General features: G+C 57.3%; 22 protein-coding genes, 5 tRNA genes and 3 pseudogenes. 9 read left to right on the top strand and 21 right to left on the bottom strand.

All coding sequences use genetic code 11. The features are described from left to right. Nucleotides 1–27: 27 nt before the first annotated feature. From CKW20_RS06175 to uvrB, 11 genes are all read right to left on the bottom strand, one after another. Nucleotides 28–474, bottom strand: coding sequence for an Hsp20 family protein (locus CKW20_RS06175; protein WP_095052124.1), 447 nt, complete (start codon nucleotides 472–474; stop codon nucleotides 28–30). A gap of 132 nt (nucleotides 475–606) precedes the next feature. Then, nucleotides 607–1,566, bottom strand: coding sequence for a tRNA-dihydrouridine synthase (locus CKW20_RS06170; protein ID WP_038980070.1), 960 nt, complete (start codon nucleotides 1,564–1,566; stop codon nucleotides 607–609). Nucleotides 1,567–1,737: 171 nt separating this feature from the next. After that, nucleotides 1,738–2,175, bottom strand: a complete 438-nt coding sequence (locus CKW20_RS06165; RefSeq protein WP_095052123.1) for a thioesterase family protein — start codon at nucleotides 2,173–2,175, stop codon at nucleotides 1,738–1,740. Between the two features lie 48 nt (nucleotides 2,176–2,223). Beyond that, the gene (locus CKW20_RS06160) at nucleotides 2,224–3,057 is read right to left on the bottom strand and encodes an alpha/beta fold hydrolase (RefSeq protein ID WP_095052122.1); all 834 of its coding nucleotides are present in this window, start codon (nucleotides 3,055–3,057) and stop codon (nucleotides 2,224–2,226) included. Nucleotides 3,058–3,087: 30 nt separating this feature from the next. Then, nucleotides 3,088–3,627: a TetR/AcrR family transcriptional regulator gene (locus CKW20_RS06155; RefSeq protein ID WP_095052121.1), complete on the bottom strand. Its 540-nt coding sequence runs from the start codon at nucleotides 3,625–3,627 to the stop codon at nucleotides 3,088–3,090. Between the two features lie 185 nt (nucleotides 3,628–3,812). Beyond that, a tRNA-Glu gene (locus CKW20_RS06150) sits at nucleotides 3,813–3,888 on the bottom strand. 80 nt (nucleotides 3,889–3,968) lie between these two features. After that, a tRNA-Ala gene (locus tag CKW20_RS06145) sits at nucleotides 3,969–4,044 on the bottom strand. A gap of 53 nt (nucleotides 4,045–4,097) precedes the next feature. Beyond that, nucleotides 4,098–4,173: transfer RNA gene (locus tag CKW20_RS06140), tRNA-Glu, on the bottom strand. A gap of 79 nt (nucleotides 4,174–4,252) precedes the next feature. Beyond that, nucleotides 4,253–4,328: transfer RNA gene (locus tag CKW20_RS06135), tRNA-Ala, on the bottom strand. A gap of 223 nt (nucleotides 4,329–4,551) precedes the next feature. After that, the gene (gene gltX, locus CKW20_RS06130; RefSeq protein WP_095052120.1) at nucleotides 4,552–6,033 is read right to left on the bottom strand and encodes a glutamate--tRNA ligase; all 1,482 of its coding nucleotides are present in this window, start codon (nucleotides 6,031–6,033) and stop codon (nucleotides 4,552–4,554) included. 254 nt (nucleotides 6,034–6,287) lie between these two features. Beyond that, entirely contained in the window at nucleotides 6,288–8,303 is a 2,016-nt protein-coding gene (gene uvrB, locus CKW20_RS06125) for an excinuclease ABC subunit UvrB (RefSeq protein WP_095052119.1), read from the bottom strand. Nucleotides 8,304–8,639: 336 nt separating this feature from the next. Between uvrB and CKW20_RS06120 the strand changes: the two genes are divergently transcribed. Together CKW20_RS06120 and CKW20_RS06115 are read left to right on the top strand one after the other, a co-directional pair. Further along, nucleotides 8,640–9,836: an amino acid aminotransferase gene (locus CKW20_RS06120; protein ID WP_095052118.1), complete on the top strand. Its 1,197-nt coding sequence runs from the start codon at nucleotides 8,640–8,642 to the stop codon at nucleotides 9,834–9,836. 227 nt (nucleotides 9,837–10,063) lie between these two features. Next, nucleotides 10,064–10,264, top strand: a complete 201-nt coding sequence (locus CKW20_RS06115; protein ID WP_095052117.1) for a hypothetical protein — start codon at nucleotides 10,064–10,066, stop codon at nucleotides 10,262–10,264. Here CKW20_RS06115 and CKW20_RS06110 read toward each other — a convergent pair. After that, the gene (locus tag CKW20_RS06110) at nucleotides 10,261–10,491 is read right to left on the bottom strand and encodes a hypothetical protein (protein WP_095052116.1); all 231 of its coding nucleotides are present in this window, start codon (nucleotides 10,489–10,491) and stop codon (nucleotides 10,261–10,263) included. The genes CKW20_RS06115 and CKW20_RS06110 overlap by 4 nt on opposite strands. Nucleotides 10,492–10,716: 225 nt before the next feature. Here CKW20_RS06110 and CKW20_RS06105 point away from each other — a divergent pair. From CKW20_RS06105 to CKW20_RS06070, 7 genes and pseudogenes are all read left to right on the top strand, one after another. Continuing rightward, nucleotides 10,717–10,792, top strand: a tRNA-Asn gene (locus CKW20_RS06105). Between the two features lie 138 nt (nucleotides 10,793–10,930). Further along, nucleotides 10,931–12,255, top strand: a pseudogene (locus tag CKW20_RS06100) (tyrosine-type recombinase/integrase). A gap of 1,208 nt (nucleotides 12,256–13,463) precedes the next feature. After that, a complete protein-coding gene (locus tag CKW20_RS06090) occupies nucleotides 13,464–13,796 on the top strand; it encodes a carboxymuconolactone decarboxylase family protein (protein WP_095052115.1) in 333 nt (110 codons plus the stop codon). Between the two features lie 44 nt (nucleotides 13,797–13,840). Next, entirely contained in the window at nucleotides 13,841–14,947 is a 1,107-nt protein-coding gene (locus tag CKW20_RS06085) for an alkene reductase (RefSeq protein WP_095052114.1), read from the top strand. Between the two features lie 48 nt (nucleotides 14,948–14,995). Next, nucleotides 14,996–15,214, top strand: coding sequence for a 4-oxalocrotonate tautomerase family protein (locus CKW20_RS06080; protein ID WP_095052113.1), 219 nt, complete (start codon nucleotides 14,996–14,998; stop codon nucleotides 15,212–15,214). 111 nt (nucleotides 15,215–15,325) lie between these two features. After that, nucleotides 15,326–15,763: pseudogene (kefF, locus tag CKW20_RS06075) on the top strand (glutathione-regulated potassium-efflux system oxidoreductase KefF); the annotation flags it as partial. A 16-nt stretch (nucleotides 15,764–15,779) separates the two neighbouring features. Continuing rightward, a pseudogene (locus tag CKW20_RS06070) lies at nucleotides 15,780–16,064 on the top strand (glutathione-regulated potassium-efflux system protein KefC); the annotation flags it as partial. 14 nt (nucleotides 16,065–16,078) lie between these two features. On the opposite strand, the gene CKW20_RS06065 reads toward CKW20_RS06070, so the two are convergent. The 9 genes from CKW20_RS06065 to xth all read right to left on the bottom strand — a co-directional run bounded on the left by CKW20_RS06065 (nucleotide 16,079) and on the right by xth (nucleotide 24,260). Further along, nucleotides 16,079–16,408, bottom strand: a complete 330-nt coding sequence (locus CKW20_RS06065; RefSeq protein ID WP_095052112.1) for a co-chaperone YbbN — start codon at nucleotides 16,406–16,408, stop codon at nucleotides 16,079–16,081. 63 nt (nucleotides 16,409–16,471) lie between these two features. Further along, on the bottom strand, nucleotides 16,472–17,170 hold the full coding sequence (locus tag CKW20_RS06060) for a DsbA family oxidoreductase (protein ID WP_095052111.1): 699 nt from the start codon (nucleotides 17,168–17,170) through the stop codon (nucleotides 16,472–16,474). A gap of 23 nt (nucleotides 17,171–17,193) precedes the next feature. Further along, nucleotides 17,194–17,766, bottom strand: coding sequence for a TetR/AcrR family transcriptional regulator (locus tag CKW20_RS06055; RefSeq protein WP_095052110.1), 573 nt, complete (start codon nucleotides 17,764–17,766; stop codon nucleotides 17,194–17,196). A 104-nt stretch (nucleotides 17,767–17,870) separates the two neighbouring features. After that, a complete protein-coding gene (locus tag CKW20_RS06050) occupies nucleotides 17,871–18,644 on the bottom strand; it encodes an SDR family NAD(P)-dependent oxidoreductase (RefSeq protein WP_095052109.1) in 774 nt (257 codons plus the stop codon). Between the two features lie 98 nt (nucleotides 18,645–18,742). After that, nucleotides 18,743–19,297, bottom strand: a complete 555-nt coding sequence (locus CKW20_RS06045; protein ID WP_095052108.1) for an OsmC family protein — start codon at nucleotides 19,295–19,297, stop codon at nucleotides 18,743–18,745. Nucleotides 19,298–19,692: 395 nt separating this feature from the next. Further along, entirely contained in the window at nucleotides 19,693–20,268 is a 576-nt protein-coding gene (locus tag CKW20_RS06040; RefSeq protein WP_095052107.1) for a TetR/AcrR family transcriptional regulator, read from the bottom strand. 505 nt (nucleotides 20,269–20,773) lie between these two features. Next, nucleotides 20,774–22,291 carry a nucleobase:cation symporter-2 family protein gene (locus tag CKW20_RS06035; protein ID WP_095052106.1) on the bottom strand — a complete coding sequence of 506 codons (1,518 nt, stop codon included), beginning with the start codon at nucleotides 22,289–22,291 and terminating at the stop codon, nucleotides 20,774–20,776. 233 nt (nucleotides 22,292–22,524) lie between these two features. Beyond that, nucleotides 22,525–23,352 (bottom strand): arylamine N-acetyltransferase, encoded by an 828-nt coding sequence (locus CKW20_RS06030; protein WP_095052105.1) that lies wholly within the window; start codon nucleotides 23,350–23,352, stop codon nucleotides 22,525–22,527. 113 nt (nucleotides 23,353–23,465) lie between these two features. Next, on the bottom strand, nucleotides 23,466–24,260 hold the full coding sequence (gene xth / locus CKW20_RS06025; protein ID WP_095052104.1) for an exodeoxyribonuclease III: 795 nt from the start codon (nucleotides 24,258–24,260) through the stop codon (nucleotides 23,466–23,468). Nucleotides 24,261–24,302: the final 42 nt, after the last annotated feature.

Raw genomic sequence — 24,302 nt, 5'->3', positions numbered from 1 at the left:
GGATGGCGCCCTTTTCGTTGCTCTGACTCAGTGCTGCAGAGCCGGTTTTTCGGTCCCGTTGATCGGGATGCGTTTGGCTTTCGCTTCTTCCGGAATCACACGCAGCAGGTCGATACTCAACAAACCATTGCGCAGTTCGGCGGCCCTGATTTCAATATGGTCCGCCAGACGGAACGACAGTTTGAAGGCGCGCTGCGCGATGCCTTGGTACAGATAAGTGACGTTTTCGTCCGCGTCACGCTTGCCGCCACTGATGGTCAGCACACCTTTCTCCACTTGCAGGTCCAGGTCTTCTTCCTGGAAACCGGCGGCCGCTACGACGATGCGATATTGGTCATCACCATATTTTTCAACGTTGTAGGGTGGATAGGTGCTGCCTGGCTCATTGCGCAGGGCGGTTTCGAACAAATCGTTGAAACGATCGAAACCTACCGAGGAACGGAACAGTGGGGCCAGGGAAAATGCAGTACTCATGATTCAAATCTCCTGAACATAATCAGCAAGTTTTTTTGTCTCCGCGACCCGATTTCGGCATCGCGTAATCCTTAAATAAGGACCGCTGATTGCTTTTCAAGAGATTTTTTTTAAATTTTTTTTTAAGTAGATTCAGGCCGCCTCAGATACCTGCAGACCCAGTAAACGCGAGACATTATCCAGTTCGGTCTCACGACGCAGGACGGTGAACAGCTCTACCGCCTCGGGATAATTGCGGGTCAGCATCGCCAGCCACTGCTTCAAGCGGCCCGGCGATTGGCGCGGCGTCATCTGCGCCTTGGCTTGCAGCCAGAAGTCCTGAATCAGCGGCAGCAGCTCGGCCCAGGTCATCTCGACGACGTCCTCACCGGCGCGGGCGGCGGCGATTTGCCGGGCCAGATCGGGGCGCGATACCAGACCGCGACCGAGCATGATGTCTTCGACGCCACTGATCTCGCGGCAACGACGCCAGTCTTCAACACTCCAGATGTCGCCATTGGCAAACACCGGCACCTTGACCACGTCCTGCACCCGCGGGATCCATTCCCAGTGGGCTGGCGGCTTGTAGCCATCGGTCTTGGTCCGTGCGTGAACCACGATGTGTGCCGCGCCGCCTTCAGCCAGGGCCGTGGCGCAAACCAGCGCACCGTCCGGGCTGTCGAAACCGAGACGCATCTTGGCGGTCACCGGGATATGCGCGGGGACGGCACGACGGACATGTTCAACGATTTGGTTGAGCAGTTCGGGCTCTTTGAGCAGCACCGCGCCGCCACGGGATTTGTTGACGGTCTTGGCCGGGCAGCCGAAGTTCAGGTCGATGACTTCGGAACCCAGCTCGCAGGCCAGCGCGGCGTTTTCCGCCAGGCACACCGGATCGGAGCCGAGCAGTTGCACCCGCAACGGCACGCCGGAGGCGGTTCGGGCGCCAGTCAGCAGTTCCGGGCCGAACTTGTGGTAATAGGCAGGCGTGAGCAGCTGATCGTTGATCCGAATGAATTCGGTCACGCACCAATCAATACCGCCCACACGGGTCAGCACGTCCCGCAGGATGTTGTCGACCAACCCCTCCATGGGCGCCAAAGCAATTTGCATGAAAAACACACTCAACGAAAAACGTGCGGCAGTTTACTGGTTTCGGCGCGCAGAAGGTATTTCGTCAGACCGGGCGATGGCAAATGTGCGGACGCCTTCGCGGGCAAGCCTCGCTCCTACACGGCTCGATATCCAACCTGTAGGAGCGAGACTTGCCCGCGAAAGCTTCAATTAGCTCGCAACTTGCAATGCAGGGCCATAGCCCTCGATAAACTCCGCCGGCATGCGCTTGGGCTTGCCGGTCGACAGTTCGATGCACACGAAAGTGGTCTGCGCCCGCAGCAACGTCGTGTTATCGCTGGGGCGGATCAGTTGGAAGTGTCGGGTCATTTTCAGGCGCTGGTCCCAGTCGACGATCCAGGTCGCCAACTGCAACTCATCGCCCTCATAGGCTGCTGCCAGATAATCGATCTCGTGCCGTACCACCGCCATCGCCCGATCCAGCCGCCGGTACTCGACCAGATCCAGCCCAAGCCGTTGCGAGTGACGCCAGGCGCAGCGCTCGAGCCAGGTCACGTACACCGCGTTGTTCGCGTGGCCCAGCCCGTCGATGTCCTCGGCGCCCACTTGCAGATCAATGATAAACGGCGTTGCCCGATCCCAGCCCATACCCCACTCCCGGTCAGATTATTTCGACCGGGGCAGTGTAACGGAAGCTCAGGCCGATTGGCGCGATTGCAGGCTTCGACCGGCCAGCAACGAGAGAACGCCGTCGATCAGCCGCGGATCGGCCAGGACCCGTTGATGACCGCCCTCCTCCAGGCGTAACAAACGGCTGTCGAACCAGGCTTCGTGGATCAATTGCGATTCCTTGACTGGAACAAAGTTGTCGTCCTCGGCATGGACGATCAGCCCCGGCATGTCGAGCTGATAGCGCACGACATCCAGCGCAGCGGCGCGCATGCCGACGTCTTTCTCGACCTGGCGAATGAATGCAGAACGGGCTTTGGGCGGCAACCCCACATAGCTCGCGAACCCACGCAGTACCCCGAGAATTCGCGCCGGAGCGGCGATCGAGACCAGGGTTTCGGTGCGCAAGCCCAACTGAACTGCGAGCATGGCACTGGCGCCGCCCATGGAGTGACCGATCACCGCTTGCAGCGGCGGCAATTCAGCGGCCGCTTCGAGCATGGCCCGAGCGAACAGCACCACATTAGCCTCGCGACCAGGCGAACGACCGTGAGCCGGGCCGTCCAGGGCAACCACGGTGTAACCGGCATCGACCAGCGCCGTGATCAGCGCGGCAAACTGTGTCGGCCGGCCCTCCCAGCCGTGCATCAACAACACCGCTGGCCCCTGGCCCCAACGCAGCGCGGAGAGGCCGAAGCGCAAAGTGATTCGCTCGGATTTCGCCAGCAGCGGCAATTCCCAGTCACGTGGCAGCAATTGCCGCGGAGTCATAAATGCCAGACGCATCTTGCTCGCCACCAGCTTCGGCGCGAACCAGCCCAAGGTGCCATTAACGCCACGAACCCAGCTCAACGTGTTCATCGCCCATCTCCTCAGGCTGACGCCTTTAGGTCATAACACCGCCGACTTGGCGGCGCGCAGCAATCGATCGGACAACTCTCCTGGCCCCAGCGCCCGCGCCAGAGCCAAACCACCGACCATCAAGGCCATATCGGCCAAGGCTTTGTCGGCTTCTTCCGGGCTGGCCGCCAACTGCGCGACCATCAACTCAACATGTTCATTCAACGCCACACGAAATTCGTCGGGCAGACGGCCCAGCTCGCCGACGGACGCCGGAATCGGACATGCCTGCTCGGTGGAATCACGGTGTTTGCGCGACAGGTAGAACGCTGCGACCAACGCGCGACGCTCTTCGCCGGTCAACTCGGCGTCCATGTCGGCGATCAAGCCACGACGATGGCTGAGCAGCTGCTTGAACGCTTCCAGCATCAATGCGTCCTTGCTTTCGAAGTGCGCGTAGAAGCCACCGACCGTCAGGCCGGCCGCGCCCATCACTTCGCCCACGCTCGGCTCGGCCGGGCCGCGCTGAATCAGCGCTGCACTGGCAGCCTTGAGGATGCGCTCGCGGGTTTGAGCTTTTTTATCGTTCATCGTTGCCTCCGAATATTACGAGTAGAATATTATTCTCATAATAATTTTTCGCAAGTCGGGAATGCGACCGCTGGTCTGAAGAGAAATGGTTTTAAGGAAAAAGGAGAGTTGGCCAAACGCCAGACAAACAAAAGGGCCATTCAATAATTGAATGACCCTTAAAAATCCCGCAGAGCGGGTAATCGTGGCGTCCCCTAGGGGACTCGAACCCCTGTTACCGCCGTGAAAGGGCGGTGTCCTAGGCCACTAGACGAAGGGGACACAAACCCTTCTATACAATTGATCAGTGCTGAGAGCTGATCGATTCAAGGCCGGTGTGGCCAGACCTTGAACTGTAAAATTGGTGGAGCTAGACGGGATCGAACCGTCGACCTCTTGCATGCCATGCAAGCGCTCTCCCAGCTGAGCTATAGCCCCGGATTTTTCGCCTCGCGGCGGAGCGACATCTTGCAACATCGCTTCTGTAAAACTGGCGTCCCCTAGGGGACTCGAACCCCTGTTACCGCCGTGAAAGGGCGGTGTCCTAGGCCACTAGACGAAGGGGACGCAAACCCTTCTATACAACTGATCAACGCTGAGTGTTGATCGCTTCAAGGCCGGTGTGGCCAGACCTTGAAGTGTAAATTGGTGGAGCTAGACGGGATCGAACCGTCGACCTCTTGCATGCCATGCAAGCGCTCTCCCAGCTGAGCTATAGCCCCTCATCGCTGAGGACGGGGCGAATCTTAATGGCGCATCGGAAGACTGTCAAACTTATTTTCAACAATTTTCAAAATTTTTTGCCCACATAACAATCACTTACCGCCCTCCCCCCGCAAATCCGGAGTTTTTTCCCCTGTAGGAGCTGGCTTGCCAGCGAAGACGACCGCAAGATCGATGCAAGCTTCGAGGTCGCCTTCGCCGGCAAGCCGGCGCCTACAGGTGTCAGGCGATGGCGCCCAACAGCTTTTCCCACTCCTTGTTTTCCTTCTTCGACACGCCGCCCAGCAGGTCGATAGCCTGGCGCAGACGGAAACGGGTCAAGTCCGGACCGAGGATTTCCATCGCATCGAGTACCGATACCGAACTGGCCTGGCCTGTGATCGCAGCGAACATCAGCGGCATGGCGTCACGCAGTTTCAACTCCAGCGATTCGACTACAGCCTGAATCGTCGCGGTAATGCTGTCCTTCTCCCACTGACGCAGGCTTTCCAGTTTCCACAGGATCAGTTGCATCAACTGCCGAACCTGATCGCCCGAGAGCTTCTTGGATTCGAACAGCTTGGCGTCCGGATTCACGCCACCGGCGAAGAAGAAACCGGCCAGCGGTGCGACCTGGCTGAAGATTTCAACCCGACCCTGCACATGCGGTGCGATCTTCATCATGTATTCAGGGTTCAGTGCCCACTTTTGCAGACGAGCGGCGAACTCTTCCACCGGCAGGTCACGCAGCCATTGACCGTTGAGCCACGACAGTTTTTCGATGTCGAAAATCGGTCCACCGAGAGAGACACGCTTGAGGTCAAAGTTATCGACCATTTCCTGCAGAGAGAACTTCTCGCGCTCATCCGGCATCGACCAGCCCATGCGGCCCAGGTAGTTGAGCATCGCTTCCGGCATGAAGCCCATGCGCTCGTAGAACGTTACCGAGGTCGGGTTTTTGCGCTTGGACAGCTTGCTCTTGTCCGGATTACGCAGCAGCGGCATGTAGCACAGCTGTGGTTGTTCCCAGCCGAAGTACTCGTACAAAAGGATCAGTTTCGGTGCCGAAGGCAGCCACTCTTCACCGCGCAGAACGTGGGTAATGCCCATCAAGTGGTCATCGACCACGTTGGCCAGGAAGTACGTTGGCAGGCCGTCGGTCTTCATCAGCACTTGCATGTCCATGCGATCCCACGGGATCTCGACGTCGCCACGCAGCATGTCCGGCACTACGCACACGCCTTCGGTCGGCACTTTCATGCGGATGACGTGTGGTTCACCGGCGGCCAGGCGGCGCGCGACTTCTTCCTTGGAGAGCAACAGCGCACGGCCGTCGTAACGCGGGGTTTCGCCACGCGCCATTTGCTCGGCGCGCATTTGGTCCAATTCTTCGGCCGTGCAGAAGCACGGGAAGGCATGGCCCATGTCGACCAATTGCTGGCAGTACTTCTGATAGATGTCGCCGCGCTCGCTTTGACGGTAAGGACCGTGCGGGCCTCCGACGTCCGGGCCTTCGCTCCAGTCGATACCCAACCAACGCAGGGCGTCGTAAATCTGCTGTTCGGACTCGCGGGTCGAACGCAGTTGATCGGTGTCTTCGATCCGCAGGATGAACTCACCGCCATGCTGCTTGGCAAAGCAGTAGTTGAACAAAGCGATGTAAGCGGTACCTACGTGGGGGTCCCCGGTAGGCGATGGCGCGATGCGAGTGCGGACGGTGGTCATGGCATGTCTCAAAAAGAATAAAAGCGAAGATCAAACAAGAGGCGAATGGTAACAGGCGATAGCTGCCCGGCTCCAGTCAGCAGGGTATTTAAGAAGATTGATGTCTGGATTGCGCCAGGGCTTTGGACCGTGGCGCGCCTTTCGCGGGCAAGCCTCGCTCCTACAGATACGTGTAGGTCGCAAAATGGGGAACGATACAGCCCCCGTAGGAGCGAGGCTTGCCCGCGAAGAGGCCCTCACAGACAACACAAAGATCAAACGACCAACAACCGCTCCCGCAACTTGCCGATTTCGTCGCGCAGCTGCGCCGCGGCTTCGAATTCCAGGTCGCGGGCGAGCTGGTACATCTTTTCTTCCAACTGGCGAATGCGTTTGCTGATCTCGCTCGGCGAGCGCAGTTCGGCCTCGTACTTGGCACTTTCCTCGGCGGCCTTGGCCATGCCCTTGCGCTTCTTGCTGCGCGAACCCGGCACGACCGCGCCTTCCATGATGTCGGCGACGTCCTTGAACACTCCCTTCGGCGTGATGCCATTGGCCAGGTTGAAGGCGATCTGCTTGTCGCGACGACGCTCGGTCTCGCCGATCGCCCGCTCCATGGAACCGGTGATGCGATCCGCATACAGAATCGCCCGCCCATTGAGGTTACGCGCCGCCCGGCCGATGGTCTGGATCAGCGAGCGCTCGGAACGCAGGAAGCCTTCCTTGTCGGCATCGAGAATCGCCACCAGCGAGACTTCCGGCATGTCCAGACCTTCACGCAGAAGGTTGATTCCCACCAGCACATCGAAGACGCCGAGACGCAAGTCACGGATAATTTCGACCCGCTCCACGGTGTCGATGTCCGAGTGCAGATAACGCACGCGTACGCCGTGGTCGGCCAGGTAATCGGTCAAGTCTTCGGACATGCGCTTGGTCAGCGTGGTGACCAGCACCCGCTCTTCCAGGGCGACACGCTTGGTGATTTCCGAGAGCAAATCGTCGACCTGAGTCAACGCCGGACGGATTTCGATTTGCGGGTCCACCAGACCGGTTGGGCGCACCAATTGCTCGACCACTCGACCGGCGTGCTCCGCCTCGTAATTTCCCGGCGTGGCCGAGACAAAAATCGTTTGGGGACTGATGCTTTCGAACTCATCGAAACGCATCGGCCGGTTGTCCAGCGCGGACGGCAGGCGGAAGCCGTACTCGACCAGCGTTTCCTTCCGGGAACGGTCACCTTTATACATGGCGCCGACTTGCGGCACGCTGACGTGAGACTCGTCGATTACCAGCAAAGCGTCGGCCGGCAGATAGTCAAACAACGTGGGTGGCGCCTGGCCGGACTCACGCCCCGACAGGTAGCGCGAATAGTTTTCGATGCCATTGCAATAACCCAGTTCGAGGATCATCTCCAGATCGAACCGGGTGCGTTGCTCCAGTCGCTGGGCTTCCACCAGTTTGTTATTGGAACGCAGGTATTCCAGGCGCTCCTGCAATTCGACCTTGATTCCTTCGGTGGCCTCGAGCAGGGTTTCCCGCGGGGTCACGTAATGGCTCTTCGGATAGAAGGTGAAACGCGGCAGTTTGCGGATGACTTCACCGGTCAACGGGTCGAAGGCGGACAGGCTCTCCACTTCATCATCAAACAGCTCGATGCGGATCGCTTCGAAATCGGATTCCGCCGGATGGATATCAATCACATCGCCGCGCACCCGAAAGGTCGCGCGAGCGAAGTCCATGTCGTTGCGGGTGTATTGCAGGTCGGCCAGGCGACGCAATAGCGCGCGCTGGTCGAGCTTGTCGCCGCGATCGACGTGCAACACCATCTTCAAATAGGTTTCCGGACTGCCCAGACCGTAGATGCACGACACCGTGGTGACGATGATCGCGTCCTTGCGCTCCAACAGTGCCTTGGTCGCGGACAGGCGCATCTGCTCGATGTGGTCGTTGATCGAGGCATCCTTCTCGATGAAGGTGTCGGACGACGGTACGTAGGCTTCGGGCTGGTAGTAGTCGTAATAGGAGACGAAGTATTCAACCGCGTTGTTCGGGAAGAACGCCTTGAATTCGCCATACAACTGCGCGGCTAGCGTCTTGTTGGGCGCCAGCACCAGCGTCGGGCGCTGTATCTGGGCGATCACGTTGGCGATGCTGAAGGTCTTGCCCGAGCCCGTCACACCGAGCAACGTCTGGTGCGCCAGCCCGGCCTCAATGCCCTCGACCATCAGGCGGATGGCTTCCGGCTGATCGCCGGCGGGCTCGAAGCGGGTGATTAGCTGGAATTCAGACATACATACCTCTAGTTCACTCTTGTCCGGTTACACCGGACAGGAACGAGAAAGACCGCAAACGACCGATGTCGCCCGAGGAAAAAACTGGATTGTGCTCAATGTGGAGCCGATTGCCATCGCTTTCAAGGTAAACGTCCTACATCGGGTAGAACCTTTGACGACATCACTCGACCAACGATCGAAAAATAATTCGAAAAACTTACCGTAAAAGCCGAATCGCCTGTCGCCATCAATCGCTGATGACCTCTATACTAGCTCCCCGTTTGTGCACCGCTCTAGTGCATTCGGCTGGAGCGCGACACGTCCCTCCACACTCCATTCAGAGCCGCCGCAATAATGAGCCTGTTCTCCGCTGTCGAAATGGCACCACGCGATCCAATCCTGGGCCTCAACGAAGCATTTAATGCCGATACCCGTACCAACAAGGTCAACCTGGGGGTCGGTGTTTACTGCGACGAGGAGGGGCGAATTCCACTCCTGCGCGCCGTTGTCGAAGCCGAGACGATTCGCGCCGCTCAACACGTTTCCCGTGGTTACTTGCCGATCGACGGCATCGCCGCCTACGACCAGGCCGTGCAGAAACTGCTGTTCGGCAATGATTCGCCGCTGATCGCTGCTGGCCGGGTCATCACCACCCAAGCCGTCGGCGGTACCGGCGCGCTGAAAATCGGTGCCGACTTCCTCAAGCAACTGTTGCCGAACGCCGTTGTAGCAATCAGCGACCCGAGCTGGGAAAACCACCGCGCGCTGTTCGAAACCGCCGGTTTCCCGGTGCAGAACTATCGCTACTACGACGCTGCGACCCACGACGTTAACCGCGCCGGCTTGCTGGAAGACTTGAACGCCCTGCCGTCCGGCTCCATCGTTGTGCTGCACGCTTGCTGCCACAACCCAACCGGCGTGGACCTGAGCCCGACGGACTGGAAAAACGTGCTGGAAGTGGTCAAGGCCAAAGGTCACGTGCCATTTCTCGACATGGCCTACCAGGGCTTTGGCGACGGTATCGATGAAGACGCCGCGGCCGTGCGCCTGTTCGCCGAATCGGACCTGACCTTCTTCGTCTCCAGCTCGTTCTCCAAATCTTTCTCGCTGTACGGCGAGCGCGTTGGCGCCCTGTCGATCGTCAGCGAATCGAAAGAAGAAAGCGCGCGCGTGCTGTCGCAAGTCAAACGCGTGATCCGCACCAACTACTCCAACCCGCCGACCCACGGTGCAAGCATCGTCGCCGCCGTGCTGAACAGCCCGGTACTGCGCGCTCAGTGGGAAGAGGAACTGGCAGAAATGCGCCTGCGGATTCGCGGCATGCGCATCCAGATGGTCGACCTGCTGGCGAAAAACGCTCCCCAGCGCGACTTCAGCTTCGTCGGTCGCCAGCGCGGCATGTTCTCCTACTCCGGCCTGACGGTTGAGCAAGTGACCCGTCTGCGCAACGAGTTCGGCATCTATGCCCTGGACACCGGCCGCATCTGCGTTGCCGCGCTGAACCAGAGCAACATCGACGCCGTGACCAAGGCCATCGTTCAGGTGATCTGAGTCGTTGCGTGATTGAAAACGGGAGGCCACATGGCTTCCCGTTTTTTTATGGATCGCAGATAAATCTCAAAGCAGCAGCTGCGCCCTTTAAACTCCACTCAAATCAGATGTGGGAGCGAGCCTGCTCGCGATAGCGGTCTTTCTGCCACATAGATACAAGAGATGCCTCCGCCAGCAGGCTCGCTCCCACAGGTTTTGTGTACACCCGAGAATTCTTGAGAACCCACATGAAAAACGATGACCTACGCGCCGACCGCGACGAGCTGGACCACTTCGTGCCCCGCTCCTCGGCCAAACGCGGTAATAACCTGGTGCTGCAAATAGCTGCGGGCGTATTCCTTGGCGGTCTGGCGTTGTGGCTGGTGCAACTGGCCGCCACGACGCTGTACGCCAAACTGATGCTCGCCACCATTACCTTCGGCGGTTAGACCAGTTCGTTCGCGCGTTGGCTGGCCGCGTCGTCGTAAGCCACATAAAGCAACTCGGCCACCTGGCTTTTGATCGCTTTGGTGCTTTCCAGGCCCAGGACAAAACCTTCGGCCTTGCCGCCCGCGCGGTTCAATTCGCCAGCGGTGCTGGCCTGAGTGATAGCGTCGAACAGTTTCTCGGCGTGCGGACCAACGCCTTTGGGCAGGCTGATCTGAGCGATGCTCATGCGAACACCCCGCTGTTTTGAGGTGTGAGGGCTGGGTGATTCATGGCGCATACCTTTTCGGCTGAGGGCCGGCAGCGCGTGTCACCACTTCCGGGCGACCATGGTAGACCTCTAACGCGTTTCTGGTAACCGCCGATGGCCAATAACCCCCTCTGATCCGATGAAAACCTCAAACAGCCAACAGAGGCTTGACTTCTCTTTTTGAATCAGTAACATAGACGCCATTCCGCGATAGCTCAGTTGGTAGAGCAAGTGACTGTTAATCACTGGGTCCCTGGTTCGAGTCCAGGTCGTGGAGCCAGACAAGGTTCCAGAGAAAGCTTTAAAAATCTCTGAAACCACCGAAAAACCCGCCTTCTGGCGGGTTTTTTCGTTTTGGCGCTCCGTCGGATCTGGTGGGTACCAGCCGTTTTAAGGGTAGAGTTTGGGATAAAGGTCAATTCGGTCGCGCACTACTACTCCACTCTCCAACGCCGCTTGCCTTCGGCCAAGCCCACAGACCGCGCCTACAAGCTTTTCGACGGCGACGGCCTTTACCTCCTAGTCCAACCCAATGGCCGCAAAGGCTGGCGTCTCAGATACGTCAAACCTGATGGCCGGGAAGGACTGACCTCATTCGGCAACTACCCCATCGTTGGCCTCGCCGATGCGCGCCGCAAGCGCTTGGAGGTCAAGCGAATGCTGGCGGATGGCATTGACCCCATAGGCGCCAAGAACCAAGCCAAGACGGACGCTCTGATCAAAGGCCGCACCTTTGAAAGTGTTGCCCTCGGCTGGCACACGGAAATGTCAGCCAAGTGGGCACCGGACTATTCCAAGATAGTGATGAGTCGCCCCAAAACTCACCTCTTCCCGCTAATCGGCGCCCGCGCCATTGTCGACCTTGATACCCACGACCTTATGCGGCCCCTGGACGCGATTAAGAAGCGCGGAACGATAGACATTGCTTTAAGGGTACAAAACTACCTGCAGAGCATCATGCGCGAGGCAAAGCGACTCCGGCTTATCACCGTAAACCCTGCTTACGACCTCGTAGGCTCGATCAAAGCCTCGCGGGTCGTCCACCGCCCCGCCTTATCCTTATCGCGCTTGCCTGAATTGCAGGAGCGGATCGACACCTATAAAGGCCGCGCACTTACCCGGCTGACGGTCTTGTTGTCGCTGCACGTGTTTGTACGCTCCAGCGAGATGCGCTTCGCCCGCTGGAGCGAGTTCGACCTCAAACGTGGCGTCTGGGAAATACCCGACACGCGACCAGCGTTGGAAGGCGTACCCTTTTCCACAAGGGGTACGAAGATGGCAGGCGATATCCATCTTGTACCCTTATCGCCGCAAGCGATCGCCCTGCTCGAGCAGATCCACGCAATCACAGGCAAATTTGACTTGGTGTTCGCAGGCGATACCAAGTCTTGGAAACCAATGTCCGAAAACACCGTGAACAGCGCGCTTCGGAAGATGGGGTACGACACCAAAACCGAGATCTGTGGCCATGGCTTTCGTTCGATGGCCTGCAGCGCACTGATCGAGTCGGGTTTGTGGACGGACACAGCCATCGAGCGGCAGATGAGCCACAAGGAACGCAACAACGTCCGAGCGGCCTACATCCACAAGGCTGAGTTCATTGAGGAGCGCAGACTGATCATGAACTGGTGGAGTCGCTACCTTGAGGCTAATCAGCAGAAGCATGTCAGCCCACGCGAATTCGCCAATCAGACGAGTGCGAATGTCACTCGACTAAAAGCAAAACGTGGCGCAACTGAGTAAGCGCTCGGTTCTCATATCTCAGTGATCCGCTTGTCCACGCGGGTCCATCCAGACAGGGCTGCAAAGCCGCCCTGTCTGGATGGACCTCACTTAAAAAATCTAAAGCCCACGCAATTGTCTGTGGAAAACCACTGATTTCCATTAGTGGATAATTTCATCCACAGCCGCAGAACTCCCGAAAATTCGAGCCTTGACCCGAATTCTCCACAGGCGTAGAAAAGGTCGGGCAAAGCGCTGTCGTTGACAGCAACCCAGGTAGCCAAAACCTTTAAGGCTACGCCACGCCGTGGTGGTTCTCCCAAAGTACGATTAGCGTCCGGCGGCTCGCACGGTCACTCACCGAGTGATGGATGCCCACTTCAGATCATTGCCATGCGGCAAATACATCCCCCTACCCAACTGCCCTGCAGCAACCTATCCGCGCGGCCATTTCACTGCGCCAACCTGCGCCCGTCTCTTACTCCCGGAAAGAGACAGGCGCTCCTACCACTGCTGCAGCCCACCTCGTACAAGGCTTTGCGGCATTCCCCCTCGTGACAATCGGCGTTACAAACACCGAAGTCACCAGCAACAGCGATGCAGATGATGGTGCCGCAGCCCAGGGAATGGACTGCACCTGACTGACAGTCAGGCATGCCCCGGTCATCGCATCACTGCCTTCACCCGACTCAGGATCTCGCGGCGCCGGTCTCGTCAGCCAGCGCAGCCTCCACCCGCCCACTTCCTCGGAAGTGTTCAGGAGGCCAGATCATGAGATGCCCAAGCTCCCGGTCGTAAGGAGTCGCCAGTCCCGCGTTAGTGGACAACCCTCACAGGTCGCAGGGGCCTTGATCCCTGATAACACTCAGCATTCATGGCGGGATGACGTGGGGAAGGTTTTAAAGGTTTGGCTTCGAGAGGAGTTTGATCATGGCATTGGTGGGTAGACGGGGTTGTCCAGTGTGAATAGACCCATGACGGTGCTTCGCGGCAATCAGTATGTGAGCGTCTCGACGATGCCTGACAGCAAGTGGTGCTGACAATCAACAGTCCAGTAATCGTCATCCACATGAAGCGATTTTCCTATTGTTCGGGAGCAAATTATCAATACCTTCGATTGCGTTGATAGTGAAAATCAGTACGAGCACATTGTTTACCTACCAACTGGATGGTAGTTTATTAACAAGTTTTTAGATAACTGTAATCAACACCATCCCTGTGAGAACCCCATGCACGATTGGAAGCAAACCCGCAAAGACATCAATACTCGCTTGGTAGAACTAAACGGCCTGTCTCCGGAAACAATGAAAGGCATGGCGTCGCTCGGCGCTGCCGGCGGCAAGACCAATCACCTGAACGCGAAGACCCGGGAACTGATCTCCCTCGCCGTGGCCGTGACCACCCGCTGCGACGGTTGCATCGCCTTCCACGCCGCCGAAGCCAAGAAACTTGGCGTCACCAGTGAAGAAGTCGCCGAAGCACTGGGCGTGGCAATCAACATGAACGCCGGTGCCGCGTTGGTGTACAGCACACATGTGCTGGATGCATTCGATAAGTCGTAAATCAAACGCTGACTTTCAACCTGTTAACGACTTCGAGACTAATCATGAATAAGCTGCTCACCCCTTACGATCTGTCCGGTACTGCGCTAAAAAACCGGGTCGTCATGGCCCCCATGACCCGCACCCGGACGCTAGACAACATCCCTAACGAGTTCACCGCGCTGTATTACGCACAGCGCGCTTCTGCTGGTCTGCTGATCACCGAAGGCCTGCCGATTTCCGACGAAGCCCGTGGCTACCTGTACACCCCAGGTATTTATGCCGACGAACACTTGCCAAGCTGGCGTCAGGTCACCGACGCGGTGCATGCCAAGGGCGGGAAGATCTTCGCGCAGTTATGGCACGTTGGCCGTATGTCCCATATTTCGGTGCATGGCATGGTTCCGGTTTCTTCGGGTACTCAGCCGGCGGTCGATACCACGGTATATGCCTGGATCGAGCCTGGCGAATCCGGTCCTGTGCAACCCAGCGTGCCCCGTGCGCTGGAAACGGATGAAGTGAAACGTGTCATCACTGACTTTGTGAAGTCTGCGCGCATGGCGATGGAGGCCGGTTTTGACGGTATCGAAATCATGGCTGCCAACGGGTTCCTGTTCGATCAGTTCCTCAGCAGCGCCTTGAACACCCGTACCGACCAGTACGGTGGCTCGATCGCCAATCGCCAGCGCTTTCTGCTGGAAACCATTGACGCGATTTCTGCCGAAATCGGCGGCTCGAAGATTGGCGTACGGTTCTCGCCGTTTGGCCGCCTGTATGACTTTGGTGTGTACGAAGGTGAAGCAGAAACCTGGATGAGCATGGCGGCAGCGCTTAATGAACGCGAACTGGCCTACGTCCACCTGAACTACCAACCAACCATCGTCGCCGCTGAAACGCCGCCGGGGTTCGGCGCCGCGTTCCGTGAAGCCTACAAGGGCACCTTGATGGCCGCCGGTGGGTTTAACCAAGCCCTCGCTGAGTCGGAACTGGTTAAAGGTGAACTCGACTTGATCGCCTTCGGTACGGCCTACATCGCCAATCCCGATTTGGTAGAGCGCATGCAGAACGGCTGGCCACTGGCAGAGGGTGATCGCGCGACTTACTACGGTGTCAGCGATCGCATTGCCAAGGGTTACACCGACTACCCGGAATACGTTGCAGCCAAAGCCTGATTATTCGCTGTTTCACCACCGCCCACTTCAGACATTAAGGATCACACCATGCCTCTCGTTACCATCAAAGGCATTGAAGGCGTTTTTACCGACAAGCAGAAAGCCGAAGTCATCCAGAAAGTGACGGACGCCATGGTGTCTGTGGAAGGTGAAAACATGCGCGCCCTCACCTGGGTCATCTTCGAAGAGGTCAAAAGCGGAGATTGGGGAATCGCTGGCGAACCCGTGACTGCGCAGGACGTATTGAAACTGCAAGTAGGTAAATAAAGGGTTCCATCCCCAAAAAGCGACTCTCTGGTCGGTGGGCATCTTCATGCCCAACGACCAGAGAGTTTTTTCGTTCTGAATGAACTCGCGATTTGTCGTGGAATGCTCCCAATGATTCTGATCATTTACGCTCACCCTTACCCCGACAAATCCAAGGTTAACGAGGTGATGCTCAAGCCAATAACCCGGATGTGGTCATACGCTCCCTTTATGACCTGTACCCGGACTTCAACATCGATGTCCAAGCCGAGCAGCAAGCCCTAGAACAGGCTGAGCTTCTGGTCCTGCAACATCCGCTGTACTGGTACAGCTGCCCGCCGCTGCTGAAATTGTGGATCGATAAAGTCTTCACCCAAGGGTGGGCCTATGGCAAAGGCGCCACCGCACTCAAAGGTGAGAGCTTGTTGTGGGCCGTGACCACCGGCGGCGAGCACGACCAGTTCGACATGGGTGACCACCCCCGGGTTTTCGGTGCTTGCCCACCCCCTGCATGCGACCGCGACCTACTGCCAGATGCGCTGGCTGACGCCTGTGACTGTCCACGGTGCTCCTCGCCCCTGCTTTCGCATTGTCCTTGGGCCGCAGGGCATTGGAGCAACTGGGCATTGGTCGTTACGAAGCCCGAGAACGAGCGGATCGATTCCGTCGCCTGAACCTGGAGATGCTGGAAATAATGGCCGCGCAGCCGGTGGATGATACCGAGTTCAAGCATGACGCCTACAAACGGGCCAACGCGCTGTTAACGGAAATCTTCAACGAAGACCGCGCTCATCCCATCGTTAACTGGTCCGGGGCAAATCCACACCCGTGGGATGAAAAAGAACGCCAGGCTGATCAGCCTGACCGCTGATGGAGGAGGTTCGGTTAAATCGCCTCTTCCAACTCCGCAAGAATGGCTTTTTTCATTGCTCCAACTGAACGGGATCCGGGCATGACCCGCAGCAACCGCCCCTCATGGAACACCGCCAAGGATGGCACCGCCCGGATACCGTACATTTGCGCGATCGTCGGAGACACCGCCACATCAATCTTTGCAAAAGCCGCCAGGGAGTGAAGTTTTTCTTCCAAAGCATGAAAGACCGGCTTCATCTCCTGACAAGGCTTGCACCAGGACGCAGAAAACAGCACGACGCTGCTGCCTTTGGCCACATAGCGGGCGAAATGCTGAGCACTCAACTCAACGATACGACTCATTTGGATCTCGCTCTCAATACGGATGAAGGGCGGCACAACCCGGTGCCGCACTGCTTCTACTGATCAAACTTTGCAGCCATCTATGCCGCAGACTTGACCGCTGAATGCGTCATCTTCGACTTTCGACTTCTCCTGCATCTTGTTCAGCGCTTCAAGAAAAGCAGCCTCAGGCTGAGCACCGGACAATGAGAAGGCATTGTCGAATACAAACAAAGGCACGCCCGAACCTAGTTGCGCGGGGATATGTTCGTCCTCCTCCATCTCTACGCGCAATTCAGCGGATGACCACGCCCGTTGAATTGACGCGTCCAAAACACCTACAGCCTTGGCTATGGCCTCCAGGCTGCCGCGATCAAACAGCGACTGACCATGGGAGGTGCTTTGCTCATACAGCGCCTCGACCAGGCGTTTTTTAACGGCTTCGTCCGCAACCGCCTTGACCAGTACATGGGCATCTGCAGTATCGCCAAACAGCATGCTGTCAAAGCGATAATCAAGCCCATCGGCCCGGCCATATTTACTGACGGTGTTCATCATCGCGACAGCGGAATCCGGATTGCCGAGCTTGCGTTTAAGGGCAGCGATCATAGGCTCTGGTGCGTGATTCGCCGCCAGACGATAGGCTCTGACGTTGACTTGTACATTGTCTTTTTCAGCAAATTTATCGAGCGCCTGCTCGAATCGACGCTTGGCTACCCAGCACCAAGGGCAAACAAAATCAGACCAGATATCCACTGCATATTTTTTCAAAGAAGTTTGCATGACTCGTCCTGTACTCAAAGAAATCAAGACCGCGTTACCAGCGTTTCAAGCAAATGATCGAAGCCTGCCAACGGGTCGGTTGATCGGCCCAATGTCCAATCGATAAGGCTCGCGCCCTCTAGGCTGCTCAGCAGCATGAACGCGTAGGTCTCAACGGGTTTGTCCAGCGACCAGTTGCGCTGCCGGCCCCCTGCATTGAGGGTGACCTGAAGCCAATTGAGCTGGGTATCAAAGAACGCCCGAGTGAGCCCTTGCAGCGACAGCGGCAGTGCCGCCATTTCTGCCGCCAGGGCACCACACAAGGGCAGCAGCCCCTCGTTGGCGCTGATGATGAAAAGCCGGGCAAAACCACGAAGCCGCAACAACGGATCAGTATTCATTTCTTCGATCGAACTGAGGTTCGCATCGAAGCGTTTGATGTAGTCCTTGATCAGCTCCGCGCCCAGACTTTCCTTGGTCGGGAAGTGATGGTGAATACTGGCTTTTCTAATACCGATCTGCGCCGCAAGATCGGCATAACTGAACGCGGAATAGCCCTTGGAGCGCATTTGGGTTTCCGCGACTCTCAACAGCGCTGCTTTTGTCGTGATCGACATTGAAGACTCCTGCGGCCAGCATCAGCCTTCTTTCACTTGAACTGAGTGAAGGCGTGAAAACTCCCACGATGGGAGCTTTCATCAGGCCGCGCTCGCCACTGTGGTCAGGCCCGAACAGCCATAATTCCAGCATCCACGTCCCAGATTGCGCCGGTCACCCAGGACGTCTTGTCCGACAGCAGGAACAGGATGGTGTTGGCGACGTCTTCAGGAACGCCGACTCGTCCCAACGGGTGGAAATCGTTCAGCGACTTCATCGCTTCCGGGATCGCCTCTTTGTCCATGAACCCTTCATAGATCGAGGTGTGAACGATCCCTGGCGAGACGGCGTTGACCCGGATACCCGAGTGAGCCAATTCAATTGCCAGGTTGCGTGTCAGCGCATGCAGACCTGCCTTTGCCATGGAGTAGGCAGAGGCCGGCGAACCTGCCAATGCAGCCTGTGCACCGATGGATCCGACGTTGACAATTGCCCCTTCAAGCTTGGCGGCCAGCATGTTCTTGACCACAGCCTGAGTGATGAAGAAGGTTGCACGGTTCAGAGACAGGTACATGTCGTACTCGGCCTCATCGTGCTCGGTGAACGGCTTGGGAATAAAGATCCCGGCGGAGTTCACCATCAGGCTGATATCGCTATGGTTGGCATTGATTTCCTTGCGAACTAAATTCATGCCCTCTTCAGTCATCAGGTTGGCGACGATCACCGACACAGGGCCCAGCGGACTCAGCTCGTTACGCACCGCATCGGCCTTGTCTTGCTTGCTGCCGGTGAGCACCACGCTGCCGCCTGCCTTGAGCACCATGCGGGCCGTTTCCAAGCCCATGCCACTGGTGCCACCGACAACTAGCAGTTTTTTACCTTTGAAAAAATCGTTCATTGCAGACTCCGGTTATCCAGAACTAATTAGGGTCGGCACCAAGGCGGCTGGCTGCCTGCTGGTGCACGCAAGGTTTGAATCTCTTTGAAACGAGCGAATCAGCCCTCACGCACTTCTAGGGTCGGCACCATACGGATAGCTTTCGAAAAATTGGCGTAGTTGACAGAGGTTTTGAGCACCACGTTGTGCAGCTCTTCAACGCGCTCACGGGAGGCGTCGGTGTGCAGTCGAATCATCACACTCACTTCGTCGTAGCCCGGGTTGACGCTCTCGTCGAGGCCCAGGAAGCCTCGCAGGTCGAGGGTGCCGTCAGTCTCGATTTCCAGGCTGTGAATCTTGATCCCCATCATCGCGGCATTGGCGGCATAACCGACCGACATGCAGGCGTTGAGAGCGGCCATCAGCAGCTCTTGAGGGTTAGGCGCAGTGTTTTGGCCCAGCAACTCATTAGGCTCATCGGCGACGATTTCGAAATCCCGCGAATAGGTTTCACCGGCCAGACTGTAGCGATTGACTTTGGCCACAGAGCGAGTCTGGCCCTTCCACTGAGTCTTTACGTTGAAGCTCGCGTGGCGTTTGGTCGCATCCTCAGCAACGCCTTGGGCAAACTGCTGGAGTACGGCGACATCGATACCATTCAGGTTGTTGCTCATGTGTTCATTCCTCTTCGGATGGACCGGGCGCTCGGCCCGGAAGAGAAACAAGCCTACCAACTAGTAGGTTTGTGATCAAGAGATTATTCTTCTAACCAATCCCCCCCAAAAAAACAGCTTCGACAGAGTTTTCCTGAATAGGGATAACTGCGATAACAATGCAGTAATTTCTACTTAATCTTGTACTTCTGGTCACACACCGGAAGTGTAGACATGGGTAGGTATCCGCAACCCAAACGCGAGACCAGACGTACGCTCGTCAGATTGAGTGCACACAAAAAGAATTCAGAGAGTGTGAGCTGAGCGGCTGAAACCACTTACGAGGCGGGAAAACGGACCGAGCCAGCAGGGGCAGAATCGGTCGTTTTATGACGCAGAAAAAAGCTGATCGAACCTCAGTGATGCGTTTCGGTAACCCGAAGTCCATCTAAAATGAAATCAAATCCAGAAGACTGTTCGTAATTGTCGTTCAGCGCCCAAGATACAAAGCTGCCACCTTCCAACGTATTCAAGATGAACCTGGCAACCTTCACGCCGTCCAGCTCAGCTTTGAGTTCCCCTGCCGCTTGGCCCAGTGCGATATTGGCCTGAAGCCAATTGAGATGGATTTCGAAAAAGTCTCGCGTCAATTCCTTTAGGCTTTCAGGCAAAGCCAGCAATTCCGCCGCCAGGGCGCCGCAGAGCGGAAGCATCGCGTTTTTACTGCTTTGCGCGAACATCAAGGCGAAGGCATTGAACCGATCGATAATGCCGGTATTTTCATCGTTGATGCATTCCAGCTGATTCTTGAACCGGAACAGATAACTCTCAACGATGGCAATCGCCAGACTTTCTTTGGTGGGAAAGTGGTGGTGAATACTCGCCTTCTTGATACCGATGTCTTCCGCCAGATCGGCATAGCTGAAGGCTGCGTAGCCCTTGGTACGCAACAGAATCTCAGCGCTGGTCAGGAGGTCGGAACGTGTACTCATGATGCCGTTTCCAAATTTATCAATGCGGCATCATAAATTAGTACTTCTTCATAAGACAGCGCTCAGGTTGCGCACCTATGAACCACCCTCTGGAATCGGCCACAAGCAGTCAGCCGTTTCACAGCGCTGCATTCTCCTCAGTGAAATAGGCCTAACGTTAGGTTGCTAACTTTCTACTGTCGCCGCTGCCGTGCTCATGAGGTACTGAAAGAACTCGCATAAAATACTGTCTTGATTAGGATAATCGTAGGGATAGAGATTTTATAAATCAGCATTAATTTATTGTAAAAACAGGTACTTAAGTTTTCATTCGAGTCCAGGTCGTGAGCCAGACAGCAAGATCGAAAAGCCCCTGAATCGAAAGGTTCAGGGGCTTTTTTGTGGCCGTCATAAAGTCAAAAGATCGCAGCCTGCGGCAGCTCAGGGGATCGCATCACACACGAATCTCCTGAGCTGCCGCAGGCTGCGATCTTTTGATCTACCGCCTTTTTACCGGATACCGCCGTCAGACATGCTCACTGCTTTTCGCCGGCATCGCCCTTGGCTCGGCATGCCCATGGTCCGCCTCCACCACCGGAATCTCATTCCCGTCGCAGTCACGCAGCTTACCTTCGCTGAAGTAATCCCCTTCCCGCAACGCCGCCAGATCCTGATAGCGCAAGACGCGCTCGGTACCGGCCGCAAACACCGATTGTTGGTCCGAATTGCCGGCAGTGAGGTGGTTGAAGGTCAGGTTCAGCACGATGGCCATGATCGCCGAGGAACTGATACCCGAGTGGAAGATCGTCGCAAACCAGTTGGGGAAGTGCTCGTAGAAGTTCGGTGCGGCGATGGGGATCATGCCGAAGCCGATGGAGGTGGCGACGATGATCAGGTTGACGTTGTTGCGGTAGTCGACCTTGGACAGCGTCCGAATGCCGCTGGCCGCCACGGTGCCGAACAGCACGATACCGGCGCCGCCGAGGACGGAGGTCGGCACGGCGGCGATGACCCGGCCCATGAAGGGCAGCAATCCGAGCACCACCAGGAACACACCGCCGGTGGCCACCACGAAACGGCTCTTGATCCCGGTCACGGCCACCAGCCCGACGTTCTGGGCGAAAGCACTCTGGGTGAAGGAGCCGAAGATCGGCGCGATCATGCTCGACAGCATATCGGCGCGCAGGCCGTTGCCCAGGCGTTTGGAGTCGACTTTGGTGTCGATGATTTCACCGACGGCCAGAATGTCCGCCGAGGTTTCCACCAGGGTCACCATGATCACGATGCACATCGACAAGATTGCGGCGAAATGGAAGGTCGGCATGCCGAAATGAAACGGCGTCGGGAAGCCGAACATCGGACCTTGGGCGACGGACGAAAAGTCCGCCATGCCGAGGAACACCGCGATGACAGTGCCAATGACCATGGCCAGGAGAATCGACAAACGAGAGATGGTCGCACTGCCGATCTTGCTCAGTAGCAGCACTAGCACCAGCGTCACCGCCGCCAGACCAATGTTTGCCATGCTGCCGAAGTCCGGGGCATGGCTGTTGCCGCCCATGGCCCAGCGCGCGGCCACCGGCATCAGCGTCAGGCCGATCGTGGTGATCACAATGCCCGTCACCAGCGGCGGAAAGAACTTGGTGATTCGTGAGAACACCGGCGTGACCAACAAGCCAATCAGCGACGCGGCAATCACCGCCCCGAGAATCGACTGAAAGCCGCCCTCCCCACCACTGCTGACAATCGCCACCATGGTCGCAACGCCAGAGAACGACACGCCCTGCACCAGCGGCAACTGACAACCGAAAAACGGCAAACCCAGGGTTTGCAGCAATGTCGCCAGCCCCCCTGCAAACAATGAAGCAGCAATCAACAAACCGATGTCCGCCGGCGAGAGCCCGGCCGCCTGGCCGATGATCAAAGGCACCGCAACGATACCGCCGTACATGGTCAGAACGTGTTGCAGGCCATAAGCCATATTCGCGCCGATCCCGAGATTTTCATCTTCAGGCCGTTGGTGTGAAACATGGGGCATTTTCATGGTTGGGGGAATCCCTGGTTTTTGTTGTGCGCACACTGTATTCAAAACTCAGGACAAATGTCTATAGAGTTGTATACAACTAACCAGTCAGATTATGGACATGTGTCCATGCCACCCTTTTGCCCATGCGCCTCCAGCCTGAACCTCTTCATTCCTAAAGACGCCTGGATCGACAAAAGAAAAAGGGGTGGATTGATCAAATCCCCCCCTTTGCGTGGAGCTCAACTTACTTGCTACACAGGCTCAATCAACCGATCAAGCACCCGCTTCAACACTTCCTGTGCCGGCACTCGAATCCCGAATTCACTTTCCAGTAACCCGATCAACTCATCCACATCCGCTACCTCCCGCCGTTCGCTCTCGCTGCCCATGCGATGAATCGCAAAACTGCCGTTATTCAGTGTGCGTCGCCATCCCTCCCCCGTCCGCGCCACCATCAGTTGTTTCACGAAGGACGATTCGGGGTGGGTCGAGACATACCAGTTGCCGAGGGTGTAATCGATGTCTTCCTGACGCTGCAGATCGAAGATGTACATCGCCCGCCATTCACCTCCAACGTTGGCGCGCAAGGTGTAGCCATCGGCATGCGGTTCGATGCGATAGGGTTCGTGGGGGGTGAATTGCTCGGCTTCGGTATCCAGCATCAGCGGTGCGGTGGGCACCATGCCGCCGAAGCCGACGTCAGTGATGTAGCGCACGTCGTCGAGGGTCACCAGACTCAAGCGGTGGGTGCGAGCGGTCCACGCGCCTTCAGACTGGCCCATGACCACGCGACCGGTGATGCCACGTGCGTCGAAGCCCAGAGTCTGAAGCAAGGCCAGGAACAGGTTGTTGAGTTCGTAGCAGTAGCCACCGCGACCGTCGTGCAGGACTTTCTGCTCTATGGACGGCAGATCGATGCGCACCGGTTCGCCCAATAACGTGGTGAGGTTTTCGAACGGGAAGGCACCGGTGTGGCGCAGTTGCAGTTGGCGCAGGGTTTCCAGGGTAGGCGCCGGGGGTGCGTCGAAGCCCAGGCGTTGCAGGTACAGCGCAAGATTCGTCAGTCGTGTCTCGCTCATCGCTCAATCCTTTATGCAGAGTTCCGCGGATCGCTCCGCCGATGGGCGCCATGTATAAGGGAAAACACGGTCGGACTGACAATTGATTTAGCCAATCGCCGCACACGCCAAGACTATCGCCGTTTGCGCGCCCCCAATCGAATCCATGCCGGCGCATGATCGCTGGCATGAGGTTCGTTACGAACCCAGGCGTCGACGCCGGCCTCTTGCAGGTAAGGACTCAGTACCGGGTTGAGCAGCAGATGATCGATGCGCAACCCCGAGTTTTTCTGCCAGTGCTGACGGAAGTAATCCCAGAAGGTATAGATTCGCTCTTCCGGATACAGATGACGCAGGGAATCGGTCCAGCCCTGATCCAGCAATCGCTGATAACACGCGCGACTCTCGGGTTGCAGCAGCGCGTCCTTGAGCCAGGAGCGCGGGTTGTAGATATCCAGATCGGTGGGCACCACGTTGTAGTCGCCGGCCAGCACCACCGGATGGTCGCTGCTCTGCAGGTCCTTGGCGTGCGAGATCAGCCGCTCGAACCACGCCAGTTTGTAATCGAACTTCGGTCCCGGCTGCGGATTGCCATTGGGCAGATACAGACAACCCACCACAATCCCGTGCACGGCAGCTTCCACGTAGCGGCTATGGGTATCGCTGTCATCACCCGGCAAACCGCGCCGGCTCTCCAATGGTTGCGCATCGCGCGCCAGAATCGCCACCCCGTTCCACGACACCTGGCCGTGCCAGACGGCGCCATACCCGGCCGCCTCCAGTTCGGCGACGGGGAATGCGCCGTCCACCGATTTGAGTTCCTGCAAGCAGGCGACGTCTGGCTGCTCCCGCGCAAGCCAGGCCAATAGATTCGGCAAGCGGGCGCGCATGCCGTTGACGTTGAAGGTGGCGATTTTCAGGTTCTTCATGATCCGACGCTCGCAACGGATTGGGCGATATCCAGTTGTGAC

It is taken from the genome of Pseudomonas sp. Irchel s3b2, from assembly GCF_900187445.1.
Classification (GTDB): domain Bacteria; phylum Pseudomonadota; class Gammaproteobacteria; order Pseudomonadales; family Pseudomonadaceae; genus Aquipseudomonas.
Note: the sequence above shows the minus strand (reverse complement) of the source record. Positions and strands in the feature narration are given on the sequence as shown.

What these genes read in the sequence shown, in the direction of transcription:
- CKW20_RS06175 (WP_095052124.1), bottom strand. Translation starts at nt 474, where the DNA reads ATGAGTACTGCATTTTCCCTGGCCCCACTGTTCCGTTCCTCGGTAGGT.
- CKW20_RS06170 (WP_038980070.1), bottom strand. Translation starts at nt 1,566, where the DNA reads ATGCAAATTGCTTTGGCGCCCATGGAGGGGTTGGTCGACAACATCCTG.
- CKW20_RS06165 (WP_095052123.1), bottom strand. Translation starts at nt 2,175, where the DNA reads ATGGGCTGGGATCGGGCAACGCCGTTTATCATTGATCTGCAAGTGGGC.
- CKW20_RS06160 (WP_095052122.1), bottom strand. Translation starts at nt 3,057, where the DNA reads ATGAACACGTTGAGCTGGGTTCGTGGCGTTAATGGCACCTTGGGCTGG.
- CKW20_RS06155 (WP_095052121.1), bottom strand. Translation starts at nt 3,627, where the DNA reads ATGAACGATAAAAAAGCTCAAACCCGCGAGCGCATCCTCAAGGCTGCC.
- gltX (WP_095052120.1), bottom strand. Translation starts at nt 6,033, where the DNA reads ATGACCACCGTCCGCACTCGCATCGCGCCATCGCCTACCGGGGACCCC.
- uvrB (WP_095052119.1), bottom strand. Translation starts at nt 8,303, where the DNA reads ATGTCTGAATTCCAGCTAATCACCCGCTTCGAGCCCGCCGGCGATCAG.
- CKW20_RS06120 (WP_095052118.1), top strand. Translation starts at nt 8,640, where the DNA reads ATGAGCCTGTTCTCCGCTGTCGAAATGGCACCACGCGATCCAATCCTG.
- CKW20_RS06115 (WP_095052117.1), top strand. Translation starts at nt 10,064, where the DNA reads ATGAAAAACGATGACCTACGCGCCGACCGCGACGAGCTGGACCACTTC.
- CKW20_RS06110 (WP_095052116.1), bottom strand. Translation starts at nt 10,491, where the DNA reads ATGAGCATCGCTCAGATCAGCCTGCCCAAAGGCGTTGGTCCGCACGCC.
- CKW20_RS06090 (WP_095052115.1), top strand. Translation starts at nt 13,464, where the DNA reads ATGCACGATTGGAAGCAAACCCGCAAAGACATCAATACTCGCTTGGTA.
- CKW20_RS06085 (WP_095052114.1), top strand. Translation starts at nt 13,841, where the DNA reads ATGAATAAGCTGCTCACCCCTTACGATCTGTCCGGTACTGCGCTAAAA.
- CKW20_RS06080 (WP_095052113.1), top strand. Translation starts at nt 14,996, where the DNA reads ATGCCTCTCGTTACCATCAAAGGCATTGAAGGCGTTTTTACCGACAAG.
- CKW20_RS06065 (WP_095052112.1), bottom strand. Translation starts at nt 16,408, where the DNA reads ATGAGTCGTATCGTTGAGTTGAGTGCTCAGCATTTCGCCCGCTATGTG.
- CKW20_RS06060 (WP_095052111.1), bottom strand. Translation starts at nt 17,170, where the DNA reads ATGCAAACTTCTTTGAAAAAATATGCAGTGGATATCTGGTCTGATTTT.
- CKW20_RS06055 (WP_095052110.1), bottom strand. Translation starts at nt 17,766, where the DNA reads ATGTCGATCACGACAAAAGCAGCGCTGTTGAGAGTCGCGGAAACCCAA.
- CKW20_RS06050 (WP_095052109.1), bottom strand. Translation starts at nt 18,644, where the DNA reads ATGAACGATTTTTTCAAAGGTAAAAAACTGCTAGTTGTCGGTGGCACC.
- CKW20_RS06045 (WP_095052108.1), bottom strand. Translation starts at nt 19,297, where the DNA reads ATGAGCAACAACCTGAATGGTATCGATGTCGCCGTACTCCAGCAGTTT.
- CKW20_RS06040 (WP_095052107.1), bottom strand. Translation starts at nt 20,268, where the DNA reads ATGAGTACACGTTCCGACCTCCTGACCAGCGCTGAGATTCTGTTGCGT.
- CKW20_RS06035 (WP_095052106.1), bottom strand. Translation starts at nt 22,291, where the DNA reads ATGAAAATGCCCCATGTTTCACACCAACGGCCTGAAGATGAAAATCTC.
- CKW20_RS06030 (WP_095052105.1), bottom strand. Translation starts at nt 23,352, where the DNA reads ATGAGCGAGACACGACTGACGAATCTTGCGCTGTACCTGCAACGCCTG.
- xth (WP_095052104.1), bottom strand. Translation starts at nt 24,260, where the DNA reads ATGAAGAACCTGAAAATCGCCACCTTCAACGTCAACGGCATGCGCGCC.